The 21,209-nt window shown below is 36.6% G+C and carries 17 protein-coding genes and 3 tRNA genes; 9 read left to right on the top strand and 11 right to left on the bottom strand.

The window, feature by feature from the left end; genetic code table 11:
* Nucleotides 1-291, top strand: a 291-nt coding sequence (locus AVJ19_RS16955) for a diacylglycerol kinase (protein WP_111860813.1), incomplete at its 5' end; no start/stop codon positions are given.
* Between the two features lie 109 nt (nt 292-400).
* On the opposite strand, the gene AVJ19_RS16950 is transcribed toward AVJ19_RS16955, so the two are convergent.
* Nucleotides 401-4,360, bottom strand: a complete 3,960-nt coding sequence (locus AVJ19_RS16950) for a YadA-like family protein (RefSeq protein WP_111860812.1) — start codon at nt 4,358-4,360, stop codon at nt 401-403.
* Nucleotides 4,361-4,717: 357 nt separating this feature from the next.
* Between AVJ19_RS16950 and AVJ19_RS16945 the strand changes: the two genes are divergently transcribed.
* A complete protein-coding gene (locus tag AVJ19_RS16945) occupies nt 4,718-5,023 on the top strand; it encodes a hypothetical protein (RefSeq protein WP_228203389.1) in 306 nt (101 codons plus the stop codon).
* Between the two features lie 38 nt (nt 5,024-5,061).
* Here AVJ19_RS16945 and AVJ19_RS16940 read toward each other — a convergent pair whose 3' ends face one another.
* From AVJ19_RS16940 to AVJ19_RS16920, 5 genes are all read right to left on the bottom strand, one after another.
* Nucleotides 5,062-5,259, bottom strand: coding sequence for a hypothetical protein (locus AVJ19_RS16940; RefSeq protein WP_111860811.1), 198 nt, complete (start codon nt 5,257-5,259; stop codon nt 5,062-5,064).
* A 256-nt stretch (nt 5,260-5,515) separates the two neighbouring features.
* Entirely contained in the window at nt 5,516-7,150 is a 1,635-nt protein-coding gene (gene groL / locus AVJ19_RS16935; protein WP_111860810.1) for a chaperonin GroEL, read from the bottom strand.
* A 57-nt stretch (nt 7,151-7,207) separates the two neighbouring features.
* Complete coding sequence (locus AVJ19_RS16930) at nt 7,208-7,498, bottom strand: co-chaperone GroES (protein WP_004722444.1); 291 nt, start codon at nt 7,496-7,498, stop codon at nt 7,208-7,210.
* 187 nt (nt 7,499-7,685) lie between these two features.
* Nucleotides 7,686-8,447: a metallophosphoesterase family protein gene (locus AVJ19_RS16925; protein ID WP_111860809.1), complete on the bottom strand. Its 762-nt coding sequence runs from the start codon at nt 8,445-8,447 to the stop codon at nt 7,686-7,688.
* The gene (locus AVJ19_RS16920; protein ID WP_111860808.1) at nt 8,428-9,366 is read right to left on the bottom strand and encodes a diacylglycerol/lipid kinase family protein; all 939 of its coding nucleotides are present in this window, start codon (nt 9,364-9,366) and stop codon (nt 8,428-8,430) included. The genes AVJ19_RS16925 and AVJ19_RS16920 overlap by 20 nt, the downstream gene beginning before the upstream one ends.
* A gap of 408 nt (nt 9,367-9,774) precedes the next feature.
* On the opposite strand from AVJ19_RS16920, the gene AVJ19_RS16915 reads away from it, so the two are divergent.
* The 3 genes from AVJ19_RS16915 to AVJ19_RS16905 all read left to right on the top strand — a co-directional run bounded on the left by AVJ19_RS16915 (nt 9,775) and on the right by AVJ19_RS16905 (nt 12,950).
* Nucleotides 9,775-11,607: a phosphoenolpyruvate carboxykinase (GTP) gene (locus AVJ19_RS16915; RefSeq protein WP_111860807.1), complete on the top strand. Its 1,833-nt coding sequence runs from the start codon at nt 9,775-9,777 to the stop codon at nt 11,605-11,607.
* Nucleotides 11,608-11,733: 126 nt separating this feature from the next.
* Nucleotides 11,734-12,093 carry a hypothetical protein gene (locus AVJ19_RS16910; RefSeq protein ID WP_111860806.1) on the top strand — a complete coding sequence of 120 codons (360 nt, stop codon included), beginning with the start codon at nt 11,734-11,736 and terminating at the stop codon, nt 12,091-12,093.
* A 152-nt stretch (nt 12,094-12,245) separates the two neighbouring features.
* On the top strand, nt 12,246-12,950 hold the full coding sequence (locus AVJ19_RS16905; protein WP_111860805.1) for a hypothetical protein: 705 nt from the start codon (nt 12,246-12,248) through the stop codon (nt 12,948-12,950).
* A gap of 51 nt (nt 12,951-13,001) precedes the next feature.
* Here the strand turns inward: AVJ19_RS16905 and glpD are convergent, their stop codons facing one another.
* Nucleotides 13,002-14,519: a glycerol-3-phosphate dehydrogenase gene (gene glpD / locus AVJ19_RS16900; protein WP_111860804.1), complete on the bottom strand. Its 1,518-nt coding sequence runs from the start codon at nt 14,517-14,519 to the stop codon at nt 13,002-13,004.
* Between the two features lie 404 nt (nt 14,520-14,923).
* Here glpD and AVJ19_RS16895 point away from each other — a divergent pair, with 404 nt between their 5' ends.
* The 4 genes from AVJ19_RS16895 to AVJ19_RS16880 all read left to right on the top strand — a co-directional run bounded on the left by AVJ19_RS16895 (nt 14,924) and on the right by AVJ19_RS16880 (nt 20,010).
* Nucleotides 14,924-15,352: a hypothetical protein gene (locus AVJ19_RS16895; RefSeq protein WP_111860803.1), complete on the top strand. Its 429-nt coding sequence runs from the start codon at nt 14,924-14,926 to the stop codon at nt 15,350-15,352.
* Nucleotides 15,353-15,717: 365 nt separating this feature from the next.
* Complete coding sequence (locus tag AVJ19_RS16890) at nt 15,718-16,296, top strand: SdpI family protein (protein ID WP_111860802.1); 579 nt, start codon at nt 15,718-15,720, stop codon at nt 16,294-16,296.
* A 157-nt stretch (nt 16,297-16,453) separates the two neighbouring features.
* Entirely contained in the window at nt 16,454-19,072 is a 2,619-nt protein-coding gene (locus tag AVJ19_RS16885) for a PepSY domain-containing protein (protein WP_111860801.1), read from the top strand.
* A gap of 152 nt (nt 19,073-19,224) precedes the next feature.
* Nucleotides 19,225-20,010, top strand: coding sequence for a YdcF family protein (locus tag AVJ19_RS16880; RefSeq protein WP_111860814.1), 786 nt, complete (start codon nt 19,225-19,227; stop codon nt 20,008-20,010).
* 46 nt (nt 20,011-20,056) lie between these two features.
* On the opposite strand, the gene AVJ19_RS16875 is transcribed toward AVJ19_RS16880, so the two are convergent.
* The 4 genes from AVJ19_RS16875 to AVJ19_RS16860 form a co-directional block, all read right to left on the bottom strand.
* Nucleotides 20,057-20,524: a DUF2750 domain-containing protein gene (locus AVJ19_RS16875; protein WP_111860800.1), complete on the bottom strand. Its 468-nt coding sequence runs from the start codon at nt 20,522-20,524 to the stop codon at nt 20,057-20,059.
* Nucleotides 20,525-20,623: 99 nt separating this feature from the next.
* Nucleotides 20,624-20,699, bottom strand: a tRNA-Val gene (locus tag AVJ19_RS16870).
* Between the two features lie 188 nt (nt 20,700-20,887).
* Nucleotides 20,888-20,964, bottom strand: a tRNA-Asp gene (locus tag AVJ19_RS16865).
* A gap of 45 nt (nt 20,965-21,009) precedes the next feature.
* Nucleotides 21,010-21,085: transfer RNA gene (locus tag AVJ19_RS16860), tRNA-Val, on the bottom strand.
* Nucleotides 21,086-21,209: the final 124 nt, after the last annotated feature.

Below are 21,209 nucleotides of genomic sequence, written 5' to 3'. Positions count from 1 at the left end.
ACCGCTTTTCAAAATGAAGCCGCTTTTCGACAAATTATTGGCTTAAATGCAATTTTAATTCCGATCACATTTTTCTTAGATATTAATGCAGTTGAGCAAGCGATCATGATTGCAGTGTGTTTATTTGCTGTGATTGTTGAATTATTTAATTCCGCTTTAGAAGCTGTTGTTGATCGTATCTCTTTAGAACGACATGAGTTATCCAAAAATGCCAAAGATATGGGCAGTGCAGCACAATTTGTTGCATTGACAATTATTTTTACGACTTGGTGCATTATTTTATTTTTATAAACAGTGACTTTAACCAGTCAGTACTATTTTTAAAAACTAACATTTAAAAGCTAAATAAAAAATCCTCGCATAAAGCGAGATTTTTTATGTTTTATTCGATTAGAAAATATTATTTTCCACCAAACACATAAGAAACGCCTACACGACCACCAACTTCGCTACCACCAGCAACACCGATTGCACCACTTAGAGATGTACGACCATCACCAAATACTGTAGTTACACCTAAAGCACCTGCTGATTCACCTTCATAATGACCTACACCACCAAATACAGCAAACTGACCTGGTTGGATGTTTGGAACTGGTTGCTGAGCAGCCAATGCAATTGCGATACCACGATAAGCTGTTGTTTCAACATCATCTACACGACGATTCAAATCAGAAGCAAATGAACGAACCTGACCCATGTTTGCAGCATCTGAGTCTACAACACCATTTGCAACATTACCGATGACTTTATTACCAGCATTTAAGCCTTTATCAGCATTGATTGTAACATCACCAACTTTGATCTCGCCTGCTTTAATTGAAGTAGAACCTACAACTGTAGTTGTTGCTTTACCAGCAGCATCAGTTGTAATTTTTTCTTCTGTTAAAGTAATACCTTGAACATTGTCTACACGTGTTTCAGATTTTGCTGTAGATGTTTTGTCTGCTGCAACTTTAGTCTCAGTACGGTTAATGGTATCTGACTCAAAAGTATTAAACTTATCTGATACTGAAGTTTGTGTTTTAGCAACAACAGTTTTCACACCATCAGCTGCTGTATTGGTTTCAGAACCATAAGCTTTCGCTGTTACGCTCTCATCAGTACGTTGAGTTACATCATTACCACGTGTAATGCTTACATCAGTTGTTTTACCATCAGTACCTGTTTGTTTTAATGCTTCTGTACGTTCAGAAGTGTTTGTCTGCTTCACATCTTGTGATGCTAACAAGCCCATATCAGTGTTATTCACAACTTCATGTGATTTCGCTGCTTGAGTATATGTATAAGCAGACTTATCTTTGTTGCTTACAGCAGTTTCAAAAGTTGACTCAGCTTTTTTCTCTGTTTCAATTTTTTGATCTGCTTGGTAAACTAAATCTTCAGTCTTAGCTGAACCTTTAGAAGCTGTTGTACTCGCATCAGTGACAATTTTTTGAGTACCATTAGACTCTGTAACATTTGAACTTGTTAACGCATTTTTACCTTCTTGGTAATTTACAGCAGTTGTTTTTTCGTTATCTGTATATTCATACGTATCTTTAACAACTGCTTCACCTTTAGCATTTAGCTCATAAGTTTTTCCACTACCTGTTTCTGTAGTTGTTTTTACAGAATCACGATATTTATCACTTTGACCATGTGCGTAAAGTGTTACATCACTTGTCGTTTTACTATCAACATTTCCAATTTGATCATCATGAACAACATTTGTTCCTGTTAATGTTGTATTTTCAGACTTTTTATACGTTACTGCACCAGTTTGATATACTTTTTCATCAACATTTGAAGTTGCTTTCGCTTCAGATACTGTATCTACAATCGCAGATTTAACTTCTTCACGTGATTGAACATTTTGACCAAATTGGTCTTTCGCTAAAATACCACCAGTTGTATTTAAATCATTTCCATCTACATCAACACCATGTAGATTAGATTTAACTTCAAGCTGACTAGCACCTTTAACTGCTGCATTTCCGGTTGTTACAATCGTACGATCAAGATCATTCTTACCTTCAGCATATTGAGTTGCTGCAAGTGAGTTATCAGATTTATCGTATGCTACAACATTACCTTTCGCGTCAGTAAACTGATTATTTTCTGTTGTATTTGAAGTTGTACTCCAAACTTTCTCTTGACCCGCTTGATATTGCTGTAAAGCAGCATTTGCAGAACTTGACTCAGTAGAAATACCAACAACTACAGCTTTACCATTTGCATCAACTAATAAATTACCTTCTTCATCACGATCAAAATGAGTTTCTACTTTTTCATTAGATTCTGATTGAGTTGTTTCACGTGCTAAAGCATTTTTGCCTGTTGCATATAGCTTGACAGTTTCTGTTTTAGAATCTTTATTTGATTCATAAACAGTTTTACCATCTTTAGAAGTTGTTGCAGTTTCAGAGCTTTGCTTAGCATTTAAGTCATAAACAGTTGCTGCATTATGATCAACTTTTTCTTGGAAATCTTTGCTTGTTTTCTTAATTTCAGCAGTATCAACAGTAACTGCTGTAGAACTTCCAGCCGTACCACCTGTATAAGTTACTTCACTACGGATATCGTTACCATCTAAGTCTTGACCGATAACAACATAATGACGTATTTTACCATTTTCATCTTTCCAAGATTGAATTTGGTCAGCGGTAATTTCTTCGCCTTGATTTAAAATAATATTTCCATTTGCATCTTTATTGATGAAAATTGCATCATTTTTAATATGCGTTCCAGTACCATCAGCTTTATCAATGTTTGTCGGACGATCATTTAAAGAATCATTAATTGTTAAAGCAACAGTACCTGCCTTAAAGCTTGCATCAGTTCCTTGCTTAGTCACTACCGAACCAAGTGTTAACTTGCCTAATTGCTTGCTATCTGTAGTTGCTTGATCAACTAATACACGATTTACTTCAATGTTTTCTTGTTGGCTACGCGCATAGTCAGCAGAATCATTTTTTGTCGCTTTATCATGTGCAACAAAACCATCAGCATAGGTTTTTGTTTCACTAAAAGATGACTTATCTACAGATTTTTGCACTGCTGAATCTGTAGCACGAGTGCTAATACCATTGTTAAAGATTTCATAATCTTTACCTTGGTTTTTACCTGAAGCATATTGAGTTGGTTGATATGCTGAGTCAAATTCTTCATTTGATGTATCAGTTACTGTAGTAGAAGCAACAACCGGCTTGCCATTGGCTAATTCATATTCGCCTTTTTCATTCTTTTTAAACTCACGATCTGTTGAGTGCGTTGTAGAACTTGAAGAACTTTCATAAGCTAGATTACTCAAACCATCTTTATAAACTTTATCAGATTTAGTTTCGGTTGAGTTATTCACATAATTAAAGTTATCTAATAGTGAAGTCGCTGTTTCATCAGTTTTAGATGTTGAACTTGTATCTACGCTTAATGCAGCAACTTGATCATAAGTTGTATCTTTGCTTGTAGATGCTGTTTTCGTATTAACGACTTTAGACTCATCTAAATATTTTTTATCAGCAGTTAAGCTATAACCCGCAACTTCACCTTTTTCATTACGTGCGTAATCCGTTGAAACTCGTTCAGCCGTTGAACTAGTTTCAGAAGTTGATAAACGACCTGCGGCATCTTGACTAACAACCTTACCTGCTGCATTCGCTTTAGATTTGAACGTTTCATCTTTAGTATTATATTCAGATGCTACAGTACCTGTACTAATAAACTGTCCTGCAATTTCCTTACCATTTGCATCACGTTTAGCTTCAGAACGTAATTTGGTTTCTTTGCTTTGAGTTTCTTCAGTCGTTGCACGGCTATCAGCTGCAACATAAGCAGTGCTCACATTTTTGCTGTAATAGCTTTCTTTAATTGCATTATTCACTTTAGCCAAATCATCAGCATTGAATGCAAAAGAACTATCTTTTGTACGTTGCTCAGAGCCAGCAACTTCAGCACCCTTGTCATTTAATTCAACACGAGTATTGGCTGTACGTGTAACCAAACCACTTTGTTTTGTGCCTTGAGAAACAACTTCTGAACGGCTTAGCTGTGTATTTGCATCAGCTACTTTATCATTTGTTGTTGTAGTATCTGTTTCTAAATTACCTTTTCGTGTTTCTGTATAAGTATACTGTTGATAATTAACACCATTATCTTCAACTTTTTTACCTGCTACTTTTGCTGTAGCTGATTCAATTTTATCACTATTTGCTGTTTCAGTGGTAAGTGGATTACCTTTTGAATCTTCAGTACCACTTGTTTGTTGATATGACCCTAATTTTTCATCTACTGCTGGACGGTAGCTATCGATTGCCATTGTTGCGCTAGATAAAGTTGCAATCGCAAGTGCTAGTGAAGTTTTTTTCATTACTAATTTCATATATAAATCCTGCTGAATATTTTTCAACGTTGTTCAAGCATATTTAACTTCTAATAAGTATTTATTGTAGAAGTTAGACATTTTTATGTTTCCTTGAAGATTCTAATAGTGCTTTATTTTTTTATCAATCAAAACTTGATTTAATTTTAAAATATTATTGTATATGTTGTGCTATTTTTTTCATGTTTGGATAAATTAAACCACTAATAAATAATGACAATTTTCCAGTTTTTTATTGTTTGTATTTTTGTATATAAACACTTGCACTTATATCGTATCTCTTTATAATTAATAGAAATTTTCACCCCACTCCACCTTAAATATTAATCAACTTATTAAAGGAATTTTCATTTTATTATGAACAAAATTAGTGAAAAAAAAGCCTTCAGTAATCGGTTAAAATTAAGTCTGGAACAACTCAATTTTCCAATTAGTCCAACCTTTTTATCGAAAGAATTTAATCTTAGATACTCAAACTCACCTGTAAGCACCCAGACCACTCATAACTGGCTCAATGGCCATGCCATTCCAAGTCAAGAAAAATTACAAATATTAGCCATTTGGCTAAGAGTTAGTAGTGAATGGTTAAGATTTGGTGAACAACAAGTTCAGCCAACACTAGCAAACACTAGCAAACACCAACCATGTATCAATGATCGATGAAAAGTTTCAACGTCTAACCTTAAAACAACAACAACTTATCAATGATTTAATTGATGATCTTTTAAATTAGATACATGATGAATAGATTGTTCTAATTGTGATCTTAAAGATAAATTTTCTAATTGTAGCTTTTTAATCACATTGAAATTTTCAACTATAGTTGCGTATAGATGTTTTAACTCTTCTTTATGAATTGAAGCATAATGGTTTTCTATATCTTGTTCGAGCAAATCCAAAAGGGCACCTCATTTTTATTATATAATTTAATCTATTTCAAACTTATGAATATAATTTAAACTAAAATTTAATCCAATACAAGAAGATCCTTCTTGTAAGTATTTAAAAGGCTTCTTAAATTTAAATTTTCACTTGAATTTAACTCTATTTTTATAAAAAATTAACCTAAAAACAGTTACAACCTTAGCGATAAAACATAAAAATAAATAAAAGGTCGCAAATAATGCGACTTTTAAAATACGGAGTTGAATGAATTTACATCATGCCGCCCATACCACCCATGCCGCCCATATCAGGCATTGCTGGTTTGTCTTCAGGGATATCTGTGATCATACATTCTGTGGTTAACATCAAACCTGCCACAGATGCAGCATGTTCAAGTGCAGAACGAGTTACTTTCGCTGGATCAAGAATACCCATTTCAAGCATGTCGCCATATTGTGAAGTTGCAGCGTTATAACCGAAGTTACCTTCGCCATTTTTCACAGCATTGATCACAACAGAAGGCTCATCACCTGCGTTGGCAACGATTTGGCGTAATGGCGCTTCAATTGCACGGCGTAAAATATTTACACCTACATTTTGATCATCATTTGCACCGCTTACACCATCAAGTGCTTTCGCTGCACGTACAAGCGCAACACCACCACCTGCAACTACACCCTCTTCAACCGCAGCACGAGTCGCATGAAGCGCATCATCAACACGGTCTTTTTTCTCTTTCATTTCAACTTCAGTTGCAGCACCGATTTTGATCACTGCAACACCGCCTGCCAATTTAGCAACACGTTCTTGAAGTTTTTCTTTGTCGTATTCAGAAGTTGATTCTTCGATTTGCGCACGAATTTGAGTTACACGCTCAGCAATTTGTGCTGCATCACCTGCACCATCAACGATTACAGTATTTTCTTTAGAAACAGTGATTTTGTGCGCTGTACCCAAGTCTTGAAGTGTCGCTTGCTCTAAAGTCATGCCCACTTCTTCAGAAATCACAGTCGCACCCGTCAAGATCGCGATGTCTTGTAACATTGCTTTACGACGGTCACCAAAACCAGGCGCTTTCACTGCACATACTTTGATAATACCGCGCATGTTGTTCACGACAAGTGTAGCAAGCGCTTCACCTTCAACATCTTCAGCGATGATAAGAAGTGGTTTACCTGTTTTAGCAACTGCTTCCAATACTGCGATCAATTCACGAATGTTGCTGACTTTTTTATCAACAAGAAGAATGAATGGGTTTTCAAGTTCAGCTGTCAATGTATCTTGTTTGTTTGCAAAATATGGGCTGATATAACCACGGTCAAACTGCATACCTTCAACCACGTCAAGCGCATCTTCAAAGCCTGAACCTTCTTCAACTGTAATTACGCCTTCTTTGCCTACGCGTTCCATTGCTTGTGCAATGAGTTTACCCACAGTTTCATCAGAGTTTGCAGAAATCGAACCGACTTGTTCAATTGCTTTGGTATCAGAAGCAGGTTTTGCAGTTGCTTTAATTTCTGCAACCAATGCTTTAACTGCAAGGTCAATACCACGTTTCAAATCCATTGGGTTCATCCCTGCTGTTACAGATTTGATCCCTTCATTGAGGATTGCTTGTGCAAGTACAGTTGCAGTCGTTGTACCGTCACCCGCGATGTCATTGGTTTTGCTTGATACTTCACGTACCAGTTGCGCGCCCATGTTTTCAAATTTGTCTTTTAGAGAAATTTCTTTTGCAACAGTCACACCATCTTTAGTGATATGTGGTGCACCAAAAGAACGGTCGATCACAACGTTACGACCTTTAGGGCCTAAAGTTACTTTTACTGCATCTGCAAGGACATTTACACCTGCGATCATTTTTGAACGCGCTGAATCACCGAATTTTACGTCTTTAGCTGACATGCTAAACTCCAAATATTGTTAATTTTTACAATCAAGATAAGAGAACAAAAGTCTAAATTAGCCTTCAAGTACCGCTAAAATGTCAGATTCTTTCATCACAAGAAGTTCTTCACCATCAACTTTTACTTTTGTACCTGCATACGCACCGAACAATACGTTATCGCCTACTTTTACATCTAAAGCACGAACGCCATTGTCAGTAATTTTACCATTACCTACAGCAAGAATTTCACCTTGAGCTGGTTGTTCCGCTGCTGAAGTGCTTAGAATCAAACCACCTGCAGTTTTAGTTTCTTTTTCAACACGGCGAATAACGACATTGTCATGTAAAGGACGAATCTTGCTCATTTCTAACTCCATCGACATTGTAAAAAATGTCATTGATTGTGGGATGAAGATGACTTCTTATTCCTAGGTCATCAACAAAATTTTGATATGACACTTTTGTGGGGATGGAAAAAAACGCTTCAAGGGGAAATACAAAAAAAATTAATTAATTTGGTTGTTTTTTACTCAAATACAATAGAACTGATGACTAAGTCGCTTTTTTGACAAAGCTTTTTGAACTTTCATCAAAAATATAATGTTCAAAACAACCATCAATATGTAACACATTAAAACCATTTGGGTTTGCACCGTGTAAGCGGTCTGATGTAGCTGTTCCTGCGATCACATCATACAAAGGATGGGAAAGATGTAGCTTAAAAGTTTGATTGAGATCATTCACTGCTGCTTGATGTAAATGCCCATGTAAAATGGCATAAGCTCCATGCTCCCCCCATGATTTTGCTGCTAAAGTTGCCAAAGCAGGACGATCTTTAAAATGTTTACTTGTCACCTCAATATAAAATGGCTGATGTGTAGTGATTATTTTTAATTTATCTTTAGGCGCACTCTCTAATAATTTGGCAACTTTCCCAATCTGCATTAAAGAAATATGTCCACGTGTATGATAACGTCGACGAATACTATTCACCCCTACAATATAAAAATGCTCTGTTAACAACGTTTTTTCCAAACTCCCAAAAAATAGTTGATACAAAGTAAATGGATGAAAAACCCTTTTCCAAACTTGGTATAAAGGAATATCGTGATTACCAGGAATCACGATATAAGGCGTATGTAATGACTCTAAAAACTGTTTACAACGATAAAACTCACTTAATTTTGCACGTTGTGTTACATCTCCACTGACCACAATCACTTCTGGTCGATGTAATACACAAAACTTTTGGATTGCCTGAATACATTCGGATCTTTCGGTACCAAAATGCAAATCAGAAAGATGTAGTAACATTTGGCACCATCATATTTAACGCATTTTTTTCAACATGTAATTTCAAAGGTGTACTCATCTCAACAATTTCACCATCTAACGCCACTGTCAGTTTCGGTTTTTGTGAATTTACGATCACATTCTCTGCACTAAAACTATAAACATCATCAGCTTTTTCTAATTTTCCACGAATAGTTTGAAATAGCGTCTTAAATAAAGTCCGTTTATCTCCTTTAGCGATTACGACCCCTGCAACCAACCCTACTTCAGCACATTTGGCAATTTTTAATTTCATTTCTTCAAGCTGTAATTGGTTATTCCCGAAGAAAATCAAAGGTGTTTTTACAGGATATTTTTTCCCATCCACAGCCACCTCTAGTTTTAATTCTTTTCGATCTCGAATTAAAACATCCAATCCTGATGTATAAGCATTCAAGGGAAATCTCCCCCATTTTTTATTATAAATTTCTCGCTTTTTAATAAATAATGGATATAAGCCCAAACTGGCATTATTTAAATAAATCTGATCATTAATACATGCCACATGCACCGCACGTGTTTGCCCTGTCACAATCACTTTGGCTGCTTGCAAAAGATCTAGCGGTATTTTCAACACGCGTGCAACGTAGTTAAATGTACCTAAAGGTAAAATTCCCATCGGAATCGCTTGATGCATCATTTGTGAAGCCACAGCATTTAAAGTTCCATCCCCTCCCGCTGCAACAATTACACCTTTGTCATCATATTTTGCATGTCGCTCAAAAATCGTTTTCAACAAACTTTGCATATTCACGGCTGAACTAAGATCAAAAACTTGTATTTCATAACCATGACTTGTCCAAATCGTCATCATTTGTTCATAGATTTGCTCTTTGTCACGCGCATGAAAGCCTGAGTTTTCATTATAAATAAGTGACAATGGTTTTAACTGATCGTTCATAAATTATTTGTTTTTTGAGTAAGTACTTTATTTTTGTCGTTTTTTTAAACATTTAAAAGTACCTTTATGTAAAATTCGGATTAATACCATTTATTTAATCAATAATAGTTCTTAATCGTATTTCAAAGCCTAATCATTGATATTAAAAAACATTTTTATAAAAAATAACATACATCACTTATAATTATACGTCTATTTTTGAAGCAAAAATAACACTTTAAACTTAATAATCATAAACTTAATACAAATATTACATTTGGTATCTTTTACGCCTTTAGTCTTATTTTTTTTATGAATATATGGTTTAATACGCCCACTTTTTTTTCATACTTAAATCTAGATGGATCATCTTTCATTTAGATTTTATTTTGTACAGCACAATTGTACACTTTTGAGATAGGCCTCACCATGACCCAAGTGAACGCACCAGAATTCGTTCGTCATCCCAAGCTCATTGCATGGGTTGAAGAAATTGCTAAATTAACTAAACCTGCAAAAATTGAATGGTGTGACGGAAGCGACGAAGAAAATCAACGTTATATTGACTTGATGATCGCAAACGGCACTATGCAAGCACTAAACCAAGAAAAACATCCTGGTTCTTATTTAGCGAATTCTGATCCTTCTGACGTAGCACGTGTTGAAGGTCGTACTTTCATCTGCTCTGAAAATAAAGAAGATGCGGGTGCAACAAATAACTGGGAAGCGCCTGCTGAAATGCGTACTCGCTTGAACGGTTTATTTGATGGCGCAATGGAAGGTCGTACCATGTACGTTGTTCCTTTCTCTATGGGCCCTTTAGGTTCTCACATTGCGCACATCGGTATTGAATTGACTGATTCTCCGTATGTTGCTGTAAGCATGCGCAAAATGGCACGTATGGGCAAAGCTGTTTATGATGTCTTAGGCACAGATGGCGACTATATCCCGTGCGTACATACTGTAGGTGCACCACTTTCAGCTGGCCAAAAAGATGTTGCTTGGCCTTGTAACCCAGAAAAATATATCGTTCATTATCCAGAAACTCGTGAAATCTGGTCTTTCGGTTCAGGTTACGGCGGTAATGCACTATTAGGTAAAAAATGCCTGGCTTTACGTATTGCATCGTCTATGGGCCGCCAACAAGGTTGGTTAGCTGAACACATGTTGATCCTTGGCGTGACTAATCCACAAGGTGAAAAACATTATATCGCAGCAGCATTCCCTTCTGCATGTGGTAAAACTAACTTTGCAATGTTGATTCCACCAGCAGGTTATGAAGGTTGGAAAATTGAAACTGTAGGTGATGATATTGCTTGGATCAAACCAGGTGAAGACGGTCGCTTATATGCAATCAACCCTGAAGCTGGTTTCTTCGGTGTAGCACCTGGTACCAATACTAAGACTAATCCGAACTGCATGGCAACACTGCATAAAGACGTGATTTATACCAACGTTGCTGTGACTGACAACGGTGAAGTATGGTGGGAGGGTCTTTCTAAAGAAGCACCTGCAAATCTTACTAACTGGAAAGGTCAAGCACATACTGGCGAAGAAAAAGCTGCACATCCAAATGCACGTTTCACAGTATCTGCAGGTCAGTGCCCATCTATCGATGCTGACTGGGAAAATCCAGCAGGTGTTCCAATCTCTGCATTCATCTTCGGTGGTCGTCGTGCAGACACTGTACCTTTAATCTCAGAAGCTTTTGACTGGGTTGATGGCGTTTATAAAGCTGCAACTATGGGCTCTGAAACAACGGCTGCTGCTGTTGGTCAACAAGGTATTGTACGCCGCGATCCATTCGCAATGCTTCCATTTGCTGGCTATAACATGGCTGACTATTTCTCTCATTGGTTAGAGCTTGGTGAAGAAGTTGGTGCAAAAGCTGCAGCTGCAGGCAACAAACTTCCAGGGATCTACAATGTAAACTGGTTCCGTCGCGATGCTGAAGGCAACTTCGTATGGCCTGGTTTTGGTCAAAATATGCGTGTTCTTGAGTGGATCATTGACCGTTGTGAAGGTCGTGCAACTGCTGTTGATACACCTATTGGTCGTGTTCCAACTTTTGAACAATTAAATTGGACTGGTTCTGATTTCACAAAAGAGCAATTTGATCTTGTAACTGCACAAGACAAAGAGCAATGGATCAAAGAACTTGAGAGCCACACAGAGTTATTCAACAAACTTGGTGATCGTTTACCTAAAGCGCTCAAAACTCGTCAAGATGAGCTTTTAGAAGCTGTTAAAAAATCTGCTTAATTTCGTTCATTTTCCTCTTTGATAAAGAGGGATTGAGAGAGATTTTTAAAGACCGCTCAATTGCGGTCTTTTTTATTATAAGTGAAACACCTAAAAATTTAAAAAATATCACCAATGGGGATCATCATGAAGAAAATAATTTTAATTAGTGTCAGTTTAGTATTCTGCTCCAATCTCGCTTTTGCGGATGAAAACACCACACCAACCCAGTCATCACTCTGCTTATTCAGTGGCACACCCGCTGTAGAGTTTAAAACGATTAAACGCATTAAAGTTGGTAAAGGAACTTATGGGAGTTTTACAGATTTACATCCCCGTTTACACCAAATCGCAGATAAATATAAAGCCAATGCTGTAATTAATTATAATGTTAGCCAACGTTTTGGCTTTTGGCCTTGGCGCATTGTACGTCCTGTTGGCACAGGAACAATGGTACATATTAATACAGCTTTTGATTGTAAAACACTGGGTGGAACAGCAATTTAATCACGATTAAGGGTCGTCTAATAACGATCCTTCTTTTTAAAATGAATCATTCAAATATATCATCGACACAACCCTATTTACAAAACAATCATTGTGTCCATAACACCCTTCATTTATAACGATAAAACACTTAAATTATATTAATATTCAAAATGATAGAAAACATCACAATACCAGAACCTTATTTAACATTATTGCCTGAAAATGAAATAGTCTTCGCCCCAGAAAGTGCATTTTTAGCCAAACACTTACTTCCACTCGTTTCAATCGACCTTTCTGCCATAAATCCTCAATGGCAAGGGAACGTTCATTTAGTGAATCCCATAGAACCTTATGAATGCTACATTGGCAGCGAAACAATTGAGTTTGCAGATCAATATGCCAATGAAAATTGGTTCATTTTACAATTAAATGATAAAAATCAGTATGAATGGCTAGGCAATAAAAATTATTTCCAATTAGAAAACCCTGACTGTGATCAAGATTTAAAACAACACAGCCAAGAGATGCATCAAGATTATTTAGAAGTCAAAGCACGTTTTAAAGCAACAGGGAAAATCATTTCATCATCAGCTATGGAATACAAAAGTGACTCACCAACCACTCTTTTAGATCAACTAGGTGGAGAAGTTGATTATGGCAACTGGTGCAGTCCAATTGATCAACACTTTGACTTAAAATGCATCAATGAAGATACCGATGAGCAAGAAATTCATATTTTTGATCGAGATGGTCAACGTTATTATTTCATTGCAGGTGTTGCGGGTTGGGAATATTGTTCACATGGCGCAGATTGGATTTTAATGTTCTATCAACCTGATACCAAAAGAGTTTTATTTACCTTTGATTGGACTTAAACCATTCTTATTTATTAAAAAAGAGGTCAACAAAGTACTGACCTCTTAATGTTATGCGACATCTTTTTGTAGTCTCCGTGCATGTAATGCAATCAAATACTCATCCAAGACTTGTGTTTGCTCTATGGTAAAATCCAGATATAATTTTGTTCTGCGCTTTAAAATATCCTCACTACTGATCGCCCACTCATGTTCAACCAAATAATCCACTTCTTGTGCATACAAACCAGAACCAAAGTCTTGCCCTAACTCTTGAACATGGCTGATATTTTCCAATATTGTCCAAATACGTGTTCCATAGGCATGTGCCCAACGCCGCGCTGTTTCAGGTGATACTGCTTTAATTTTTAATAAAATCTGCTCCACCAACACATCGACTGAATGTAAATTTTCTGCACCAGGCAATATAGCTTTTTCAGTCCATGTTTTATCCATATTAGTAAAAAATGGTTGAATTTTCTCTAAAGCAGACTCAGCCAACTTACGGTATGTTGTGATTTTCCCACCAAAAATTGACAATAGTGGTGCTTGATCAACATCATGATTCAGCGTCAAAGTGTAGTCTCGTGTAACAGCAGACGCTTGGTCAGACTCATCATCACAAAGTGCACGCACACCAGAAAAGGTATATAAAATATCAGCTTGTGTCAGTTGTTTTTTAAAATGATCATTGCAAACATCAAGTAAATAGTCGATTTCCTGTTGAGTGATCTCAACACGATTTGGATCTGCATGATATTCCTGATCCGTTGTACCAATTAAGGTAAATTTTTCTAAATATGGAATTGCAAATACAATGCGTTGGTCATCATTTTGCATGATAAATGCTTTGTCTTCAGAATACATTTTTGGCACGATGATATGACTACCTTGAATCATACGAATCGCATATTCAGATGCAACATGTGCAGTATTTTCCAAAAATTGTGTCACCCAAGCCCCTGTTGCATTAACTAAAACTTTGGCTTGAATGTTATAGCGCCCTTTTGCATTTTCGATTTCTATTTTCCACAGTCCATTTTCTCGTTTTGCAGCCAAACAGCGTGAACGTGTTTCAATCTTTGCACCTTTTTCTTTGGCTTGCAATGCATTGAGCACGACTAAACGACTATCATCTACTGCGCAGTCCGAATATTCAAAACCTTGGGTAATTTCAGTTTTTAACGGGCTATTTTCTGCTTGAAATTTCACATGATTTGAGCCTGCCAATTGCTCTCTTTTGCCTAAATGGTCATAAAAGAATAAACCTGTACGAATCAACCAAGCGGGTCTTAAATGTGGCTGATGTGGCATAATAAAACGTAGTGGACGAATAATATGTGGTGCTTTTGCCAATAACACTTCACGCTCAAGCAAAGCCTCACGCACTAAGCGAAATTCTTTATGCTCTAAATAGCGCAATCCACCATGAATAAGTTTACTGCTCGCCGAAGAAGTATGGCTTGCCAAGTCATCTTTTTCACACAAAAATACTGAAAGTCCACGCCCCGCAGCATCAGTTGCAATCCCTACACCATTGATTCCACCACCGATCACACAGACATCATATGTTGTTAAATGTTCTTGCATCAGCTTCCCCTTTTTTATCTGTGGTCGTGAAATATCTTTATTCTTCATATTTGAATATTTGATTAAATTTAACACACTTTAAACAATTTTATTCCATCGCCTAGATATTTTAAAATATCTAGATTTTTTAGAAAAAACAAAAAGACAAGTCACTTATTTTTCTCATGTTTTACAAAAAATATAACCTTTTATCATTATATATGTAGGTAAAGTACTCAAAAATACATGAATAACTGATCATGTATAAATGTTTAATATGAACCAAGTTGATTTTTAATTGGAAATAGCATGTTTTCAGCCTTTCATGCTGAAATGGATATTTTTTGAATAGGCAAATCAGTCATCGTTAAATTTGTAGAGCTATGGCATACTTAAAAACAATAATAGTGTGGAACTGACTAAAGATGAAAAAAATTGGATTATTAGGTTTAGGATTCGTTATTTTAGGGTTAAGCGCTTGTCAAACAACCCCACGCCAATATAATGGTGTCACCGGTTATCAAATTGAAGATCAAACTGCCAATTCTGCAACAATTGCTTATACATTGGCAGGTCGCGCAAACCAACAATTGGATGCTGATAAATTACAACGTGCTTGTCAAAAAGTATTAGGTGCAAATAAAACCTATAAAATATCTGTACTTAGTGCCAATGAAATCGCCAATCCTGCTGCGATTCCTGAAGAACAATACGGCGTTCAATTGGGTCATTCACGTACTTCTGTAGGTTTATCCAATACTCAAAGTGTCAATAGCAGTGAAAATTATGCCACTCGTCAAGCACTTGAAACCCGTCCAAGCACATTGCATGTCGTCCGCTATACCTGTTCATAAATATATCCAATAAAAACAAAAAAAGCGCAAACTGATTTGCGCTTTTTCAAAACAATATTCAACGAATTTTATTAAAAAAGAGTCTTCATGATATCTCATTGACATCCACGATTGGTAAATGCTTTTTTCTTCCACCCAAATAGTAATGGTTCAATTTCTTTAAAAGCTTCTCAACCAAGTCGCTAGGATAGCAATTTCCTCATTAGAGAAATTTAATAGCTTATTTTTAAATTGCCAAAAAGAATGAAATTAATACTGAATAGGTTCTAAGCCCTCAGCAATGATATTTTGGTAGAATATACTGACGATTTGAATTGAAATAATGCTAAACTCTGCACAGCTCTATATTTTTTAATACTGACATTATGACTGCAAAAAACATGTACGCTTATACCCTACAACCCGTGCCGTATGAAGTTACTGAGACTGAACAACGCCATGCTCAATTGATGATTTGGCGCAGTACCAATAAAATTGGGACGAAAGCTTGGGCAATCATGGGCGTTATTGCAGCATTGTCGATACTTGGATTAATTTTTATCAAAAATTATTCTACTGTGATTTTTTGGGTAGCACTTGCCTGTGTTGCCATTTATCTTTTAGTGCGTAAATTTGGCTTAGAATGGTATGTCAAACGCAAGATGAATGAATTTCCAGTACAAGAAATTAAAGGCATCAAACTGGGTGTACAACCTCATGGTATTGTCATGCGTCAACAAATGGCTGCTCCATCTGGTATGGGTATGCAAGAAGGTGTAGGTACAATTGGCTGGAAAGATATCTATGAATGGTATAACACCCCTGACTTTTTATTGGTGAACTTTAAAGTTAAAGGTCAACAGGGTGCTTATATTTTACCGAGTCGCATGAATAGCAAAAACTTTCCGTTTGAAACTGTACGCAAACATTTAAAAGAAGCTGTAGGCGAAGCAAAAACCATTTAATTTCAATACAATAAAGAAACCTTCAATGTATGGAGGTTTTTTTAATGCCATAAAACTTAATGATAATGAGAATAAATATTATCTTTAAATCCATTTTCTCTACAATTTATTCAGTTATAATTGCTGCACTCAAATTTTGCCTTTAGCCTTAACGCGCATGTTTAAAAAAATACTTTTCCAACTCCATTGGTTTTTCGGGATTACTGCAGGTCTGATTCTCTCTCTCATGGGGGTCACTGGTGCGATTTATTCTTATGAACAACCTATTCAAAAACTACTCAACCCTGATAGCTATACAGTACAAGTAGAAAATCGAGCCAAACTCACACCCGCAGAAATTTATCAACATTTTCAGACGACGCAACCTGAAATGAAGATCAATAGTATCACCATAGAACAAGCCCCTGATGCCAGTTCAAGTATCAATATTGAGAAAGAAGGTGCACGTAGAGGCTTTAATATGATGATTAATCCCTATACAGCAGCAGTATTGCCTGATATCAAAGGACGGGATTTTTTCCAATTTATTCAACAATTACATCGTAATTTAACAGTTGGACCTGTGGGTAAACAGATCACAGGTGCTTGTACATTGATTTTGATTTATTTCATTCTCAGTGGCTTATATCTACGTTGGCCAAAAAAACATTCTTTTAAACAATGGTTCAGCATCAAACCTAAGCTTAAAGGACGTAATTTTCTTTGGGATTTACATGCAGTTGTAGGTACTTGGGTTGTTATTTTCTATTTATTATTAGCTGTCACAGGTTTGTATTGGTCGTATGATTGGTGGCGCAATGGCATGTTTAAAGTTTTAGGCGTAGATCGCCCGCAACCCGAGATGCAAGCAGGCGCAACTAAACCTAAGCAAGGTGAACATGCTGGTGCCGAAGCACACAACAAAGCTGAAAATCTAGGTCGAACAGATGCAAATAGGCAAGATAAAGGACGAGAAAAAACCAAAATTGATCCAAGTCAAATTACACTTGCTTATACACAAACTTGGACAGGTTTTAATGCACAACTTAAACAAGAATATTCTTCTATTACCTTGTCCACTCCAAAAAAAGCAGATGGTGCAATGGAAGTATCTTTTGTAGATGCCATTCCACAACATGAACGTGCACGCAACAAAGCAACTTTTAATTATCAAAATAACCAAATCGAAAAAATCGAACTTTATGCAGATAAAAAGCTCAATGAAAAAATCATGAGCAGCATGCTGCCTGTACATCGCGGTAGCTTCTTCGGTCCGATCTACCAGTTCTTAGTGGTTCTAGCATCATTATGTATGCCGTTGTTCTTTGTAACAGGTTGGATGCTCTACCTCAAACGTCGTAAACAAAAGAAATTGACTTTGGCTGCACGTAACCATGCCACACCTATTGAAGTTGATTCAAATGCTACACCATGGCTAATTAGTTATGCATCTCAAACAGGTGTGTCTGAACAATTGGCTTGGCGTACAGCAACCAATTTACAAGCTGCTCGTCAACCTGTTACTGTGAAAGCTTTGCAACAGTTAACGGCTGAAGATTTTAAAAACTCAACTCAAATTTTATTTGTGGTCAGCACCTATGGTACAGGTGAAGCACCAGATTTAGCCCTTACTTTTGTTAAAAAATTCATGTCACAATCATTAGATTTACAACATGTAAAATATGCAGTATTGGCTTTAGGCTCACAAGAATATCCTGAGACCTATTGCAGTTTTGGTCATCAACTTGATGCTTGGTTACAACGCAATCATGCTCAAGCCATGTTTAAAACCATTGAAGTTGACAATGCAAATGCAGCAGATATTGAGAAATGGACAGCTGCTCTTGCCCAAAACAGTCAACTTGAACTAGGTGATATGAGCATCGCAAAAGTCTTTGATCAATGGACATTGAAAAAACAAGAATTGCTTAATCCAAATAGTGTTGGTGCACCTGCCTACAATCTAGAGTTTCAAACTCAACATGAAGTGATTTGGCAAGCTGGTGATATTGCAGAAATCCAAACAGGAAATAGTGTTGAACGTATTTATGCCTTTTTACAAAAGCACCAAATTTCAGCAACAACACAAGTCAATGAGCAACAAAATATTCAACAAGCGCTGTGGAACCGTCAGTTAAATATTGATGTTAAAGCCTTTACCAACATGCAGCATTTACTTGAACAGTTGCCTGTACTTCCAACGCGTGAATATTCAATTGCAAGTATTCCATCACAACAAGTTTTACGCTTGGTTGTACGCCAACAAGCCAATACGCAAGGTGAACTTGGTTTAGGTTCAGGTTGGTTAACCCAACATTGTCAAGTTAATGACCAGATTGAAATGCGCATTCGTACCAATCCATCTTTCCATTTAATTGATGACAATCGTCCGATTATTTGTATTGGTAATGGTACTGGGATTGCAGGATTGATGAGCTTGATCCATAGCCGTGTACGAGCAAGTTATGCTGAAAACTGGCTCATCTTTGGTGAGCGTCAACAAGCTCATGACTTCTTCTTTAAAGAAACACTTGAAGCTTGGCAGACTACAGGTATGCTTAAACGCTTGGATTTGGCTTTTTCACGTGATCAAGCTGAGAAAATCTATGTACATCATAAGCTACGTGAACAACAAGAGATGCTAAAAACTTGGGTTACGCAAGGTGCTGTAATCTATGTATGTGGTAGCATTCAAGGTATGGCGAGTGATGTTGACCAAGCATTGATCGACATTTTAGGTGAAGAACACGTCAACCAATTACGTGAAAATGGTCGCTATAAACGTGATGTGTATTAAGTCATTTTAAGTTATCAAATAAAAAAACCGAGCCTCGTTGCTCGGTTTTTTATTTTGCAATCAATAATTCACCTTACAATTTCAACGCTAAAAAAGTGAAGGCTTTGCTAAAATAACAACCAATCTTATTCAAAATGATGATGATTACTCAAATGAAGTTTTCCATTTTACTGCGTATTTTCCTGTTTATTTTAGGTCTAATTTTATTTTTAGATGGCCTGATCCTTATTTTACAAAATAAAATCCATTTAGGTACAATTCTGCCTTTTGGCATTGGTCTATTTTTTCTAATCTATGTCATTTTTTATCAAAAAATTCAAAATGCTCTACAAAAAAATTTAAAACTCAAAAAATTCTGGCAAATTGGATGGGCACTTTTTAGCTTATGGACAGTAAGTTTATTGGCTTTCTTTGTTTATTTACATCAACAAACCCAATCAAACACAGAAATAACAAAAGTTGATGCCATCATTGTATTAGGTAGTGGCATTATTCAAGGTCGTCCCTCACCCACACTCGCATCACGCTTAGATACCGCAGCAGATGTCGCACAACAACAACCACAAGCATGGATCATTGTCAGTGGTGGTTTGGACTATGGCGAAAGCATCACCGAAGCTGAATCCATGTCAGGCTATTTACAAGAAAAATATCAGCTCAATGCTGCAAAAATTTTAAAAGAAGATCAAAGTACCAGTACTGCACTGAACCTAAAAAATAGCCAGAAAATTTTAACAGCACATCAACTCGACCTAAACGCTAAAATCGCTATTGTCACCAGTGATTTTCATACACTACGTGCAGCGGCTATTGCACGAAAACAAGGTTATCACAACTTTGTAACTCTTAGTGCTGAAACACCGCTTGCAACACGTTATAACGCATGGTTACGTGAATACTTTGCTTACTTCAGTGGATGGCTACTACAAGAATATTAGAATGCAATAAGGTCACTTCATCATCTTATTGCATCATCACAGAAACTTACTGACTATGAATTCTGATTTTACGTGGTAAAGGTAAACGATTATTTTGAAATAGTTCTGGTTTTTCTAAATATAAAGCATATAAATATTTTTTCATATCCACTAAAAATTTTGCACCTGATACTAGAATATTCTGCCCCTCAGGTGTTAAATTGATTGAAAGTAAAGTGTTATTTTCAATAATGAAAGGAATAACTTGCTCAATAAAAGCAACTAAATCAATCTCTTGAACCGAATAACGTGCCCAATTATCTTTGATTAATAACTGCGTTAAACTACGACTTTGCCAGACTGCAAATGCTTGCTGACCTGTAGGTGTTGAACACAGCGCCCACCCCTCATCATAAAGTGCGTATACTTTTGTTTGAGTGATAATTGTCTCAATAAAGTGTAGATATTGCTCATCAGCAGAAAGAGAGGATTTTTGGGTACTTGACGCAGACTTGCGCTGATAAGGATTTCGCATATTTTTCGTAATATAATTAAATTTGTTATATTGATATATTACAGGAATTTGAAAAGATTTGGAAAGAAAAACAACTAGAAATATATAACAGAAAATATATGGTGGGCGCTGACGGGATCGAACCGCCGACATTCTGCTTGTAAGGCAGACGCTCTACCAACTGAGCTAAGCGCCCTGAGTGAGGATAAACAAACTTAAAGCATTGCTTTAAGGATTTGTCCGAACCCTAGAGAAAAATTTATGATCTTTCTTCAGGTTCTCCTAATGATGCAAGATAAACACAATGTGTTGTACTTGCTTTAAGTAAAACATTATAAATATTTTACCTAACCCACCTATCTCAATCTCAGGATTTAATATAAATGGCGCAGCGGACGGGACTCGAACCCGCGACCCTCGGCGTGACAGGCCGATATTCTAACCAACTGAACTACCGCTGCAATGGTACTTTACTCAAGTAAAGATTTTGAGTTACAACATAAATTTGGTGGGCGCTGACGGGATCGAACCGCCGACATTCTGCTTGTAAGGCAGACGCTCTACCAACTGAGCTAAGCGCCCTGAGGAATAAAAATAGCAAACCTATTTTTATGATGCAAGATAAACACAATTTGTCGTACTTGCTTTAAGTAAAACTTTATAAATATTTTACCTAGCCCACCTATCTCAATCTCAGAATTTAAGA

It is taken from the genome of Acinetobacter sp. CFCC 10889 (genome assembly GCF_003268395.1).
Classification (GTDB): Bacteria; Pseudomonadota; Gammaproteobacteria; order Pseudomonadales; family Moraxellaceae; genus Acinetobacter.
Note: the sequence above shows the minus strand (reverse complement) of the source record. Positions and strands in the feature narration are given on the sequence as shown.